General features: G+C 73.7%; 3 protein-coding genes. All 3 read left to right on the top strand.

Annotation, left to right across the window (positions count from 1 at the left end):
• Positions 1–229: 229 nt before the first annotated feature.
• The 3 genes from D8M29_RS10175 (at position 230) to rpsD (ending at position 3,274) form a co-directional block, all read left to right on the top strand.
• Positions 230–1,627 (top strand): replication-associated recombination protein A, encoded by a 1,398-nt coding sequence (locus tag D8M29_RS10175; protein ID WP_127435446.1) that lies wholly within the window; start codon positions 230–232, stop codon positions 1,625–1,627.
• 172 nt (positions 1,628–1,799) lie between these two features.
• Positions 1,800–2,363 (top strand): general stress protein, encoded by a 564-nt coding sequence (locus tag D8M29_RS10170; protein WP_020621560.1) that lies wholly within the window; start codon positions 1,800–1,802, stop codon positions 2,361–2,363.
• Positions 2,364–2,647: 284 nt separating this feature from the next.
• Entirely contained in the window at positions 2,648–3,274 is a 627-nt protein-coding gene (rpsD, locus tag D8M29_RS10165) for a 30S ribosomal protein S4 (RefSeq protein WP_036313685.1), read from the top strand.
• Positions 3,275–3,447: the final 173 nt, after the last annotated feature.

Here is a 3,447-nt window from a genome sequence, read left to right as displayed (position 1 = left end):
GGCGCGTCGGCCCCACCTGTCACGTGAGTGGTCGGAATGAGGGCGGGTCTGACGCTCATTCCGACCTCTCGCGTTCCCGGCTGCGGCAGCGGGCACTCGGCCGTCCGTCCCCGCTACGGTGATCCCGCGCAGCAGCAGGACGTGGGTGTGGTCGGTGCGCGGGGCGGCGGGGCTCATGCGGCCATGATGCCACCCACGCCCCCGCGGGCCGAGGACTACCCTGGACCCGATGGACGACCTCTTCAGCGCCGTGCACACCGGGGCCGACGACGACGGCCCGGCCGGCACCGTGGCCGCCCCGCACCCCGGCGCACCGCTGGCCGTGCGCATGCGCCCGCGCACGCTGGATGACGTGCTGGGCCAGCGGCACCTCATGCGGCCGGGCTCCCCGCTGCGCAAGCTCGCCGAGCCCGATCCGGACTCCGCCGCGGGACCGAGCTCGGTCATCCTCTACGGGCCTCCGGGCATCGGCAAGACGACGCTGGCCCACGTGATCGCCCGCGCCCCCGGGCGCACGTTCACGGAGCTGTCCGCGATCACGGCCGGTGTGAAGGACGTGCGGCAGGTGATGGAGCAGGCCCAGCGCGAACGGGACCTCTACGGGCGCACCACCGTCCTGTTCCTCGATGAGATCCACCGCTTCTCCAAGGCGCAGCAGGACGCGCTGCTGCCGGGCGTCGAGAACCGCTGGGTCGTGCTGGTGGCCGCGACCACGGAGAACCCGTCCTTCTCCGTGATCGCACCCCTGCTCTCCCGGTCGCTGCTGCTCACGCTGCGTCCCCTCACGGACGACGACATCGTCGGGCTGCTGGACCGTGCCGTGACCCAGGAGCGCGGGCTCAACGGCGCCGTGGTGCTCCAGGACGACGCGCGGGACTACCTGGTGCGGATGGCCGGCGGCGACGCGAGGCGGGCGCTCACGGTGCTGGAGGCCGCGGCCGGCGTCGCCCTGGACAAGGCGCGCGAGGCCGGCCGGGCGGGGGAGGGCGCCGTCGCGGTCACGGAGGAGGACGCCGCGCAGGCGATGGACCACCACGTCCAGCGCTACGACAAGGACGGCGACCAGCACTACGACGTGATCAGTGCCTTCATCAAGTCCATCCGCGGCTCGGACGTGGACGCGTCGATGCACTACCTCGCCCGGATGCTGGAGGCGGGGGAGGACCCCCGGTTCATCGCCCGGCGGCTGATCATCTCCGCGTCCGAGGACGTGGGCATGGCCGACCCGACCGCGCTGCAGACCGCCGTGGCCGCCGCCCAGGCCGTGCAGCTGATCGGCATGCCGGAGGGACGCATCATCCTGGCGCAGGCCGTGACGCATCTGGCCACCGCGCCGAAGTCCAACGCGAGCTACACCGCCGTGAACGAGGCGATCGCGGACGTGCGGGCCGGCCACACGGGCGCGGTGCCGGCGCACCTGCGGGACGCGCACTACCCCGGCGCGGCGGCCCTCGGCCACGGCCAGGGCTACGTCTACAGCCACGACGAGCCGCACGCCGTCGCCCGTCAGCAGTACGCGCCGGACCCCCTGGTCGGGAGGGACTATTACCGGCCCAAGCCCATCGGACACGAGAAGCGGCTCACCGAGCAGGTGGCCGCGCTGCGCCGGATCATCCGCGGCGACTGAGCGCGCGCCGGGCCCGGGGGCGGACGCCTCGGGCGGCCGCGCGGAATAAAGACGCCCGGATCACCGGTTGTCCAGGGATGAGCGGGGCGGTCGACGTCGGCCCGCCGACTCCTCGCCCGCTCGCGCCCCCATGCACCACCGACGCACAGAAGGAACAGAAGGAGCCGCCCCCATGACCCAGTCCACTCCGCAGCAGTCCACCCCCCAGCACACCGCCGCGCAGCAGCCGGCCCCGTACGGCCGCCCCGGCGCCGGCGGCCCCGCCCTCCCGCAGGCCGACTACCGCATCCTGCGCTCCGTCCCGGCCTACGCCGAGGCCCAGGCCCTCGTGGACCAGCTCTCCGACGCCGGGTTCCCCGTGGAGCGCGTGCGCATCGTGGGCACCGGGCTGCGCTCCGTGGAGCAGGTCCTGGGCCGGATGACCACCGGCAAGGCCGCCGTCCGCGGCGGGCTGCAGGGCCTGTGGTTCGGCCTCCTGCTCGGCCTGCTCTTCTCGATCTTCGCCCCCGGCTTCGGGTTCCTCTGGATCCTGCTGATCTCCCTGGGCCTGGGCGCCCTGTGGGGGGCGGTCTTCGGGGCGATCGGCCACGCGGCCACCGGCGGCAGGCGCGACTTCACGTCCCTGCAGACCATGGAGGCCGAGTCGTACGACGTGCTGGTCGAGGCCTCCCACCTGGACCAGGCCGGTCAGCTCCTCGGCGCGGACCCCGGCACCGCGGCCACGCCGCGCGCCTGAGCCCCGGCCCGCCCCGTCGTCGTCGCTCTGGTAAGGTGGACCGGTCTGGCAGGCGCTGCGCCCCGGACGCATCCCCCTCGCTCGGATCCCCGCGGACGCCCGCGTGCCCGGGCGAGGGACGCGCAGCGCATCAGTGGATGACGGGCGGCGGCACGCCCCTCAGCTCTCCTCAGGATCGCGGGGAGGCCAGGTTCGAGGCCCCTTGACCCGTGCGCCCCGGCGCCCGGACGAGACCTCGAGACAAACCCGAACCGTGCCGCACGTCAAGGAAAGGCAGGTCCACCATGAGTGGCAACCTTCGCACCCGCCGCACCGTGCGGCACTCCCGCGCCCTGGGCATCGCGCTGACCCCCAAGGCCGAGAAGTACATGGAGCGTCGTCCGTACGGCCCCGGCCAGCACGGCCGTGCCCGCCGCAAGCAGGACTCGGACTACGCGGTGCGCCTCAAGGAGAAGCAGCGTCTGCGCGCCCAGTACAACATCCGCGAGGCCCAGATGCGCCGCTACTTCGAGGAGGCCAAGCGCACCGCCGGCCTGACCGGTGAGAACCTGGTCGAGCTCCTCGAGCAGCGCCTCGACGCCCTCGTGCTGCGTGCCGGCTTCGCCCGCACCATCCAGCAGGCCCGTCAGCTCGTCGTGCACCGCCACATCATGGTGGACGGCAAGCGCGTGGACGTCCCCTCGTTCCGCGTGAAGGAGGGCCAGATGATCCACGTGCACGAGCGCTCGGAGAAGATGGTCCCCTTCCAGCTGGCCGCCGCCGGCGCCCACCAGCAGGTCCTGCCCGCCACCCCGGGCTACCTGACCGTGGAGATCGACAAGCTGCGCGCCACCCTCACCCGTCGCCCGAAGCGCTCCGAGGTCCCCGTGACCTGCGAGGAGCAGCTCGTGGTCGAGTACTACGCGCGCTGATCCGCCGCGGCCGGGTCCGTCCCGGACGACGGCGCCCCGCGCGTCCCGCAGGCCCGGTCACCTCTCGGAGGTGACCGGGCCTGCGGCGTCCCCCGGGCCCGCCGCCGGGGATCGGCGCCGCGCCCGGTAAGGTGGGGCCGGAATCCCTGCCGTCCGAAGGAGGCCCCGCCATG

It is taken from the genome of Micrococcus sp. HSID17227, assembly GCF_003989405.1.
In the GTDB taxonomy this organism is placed as follows: domain Bacteria; phylum Actinomycetota; class Actinomycetes; order Actinomycetales; family Micrococcaceae; genus Micrococcus; species Micrococcus luteus.
This window is presented reverse-complemented; position numbering and strand designations above follow the sequence as displayed.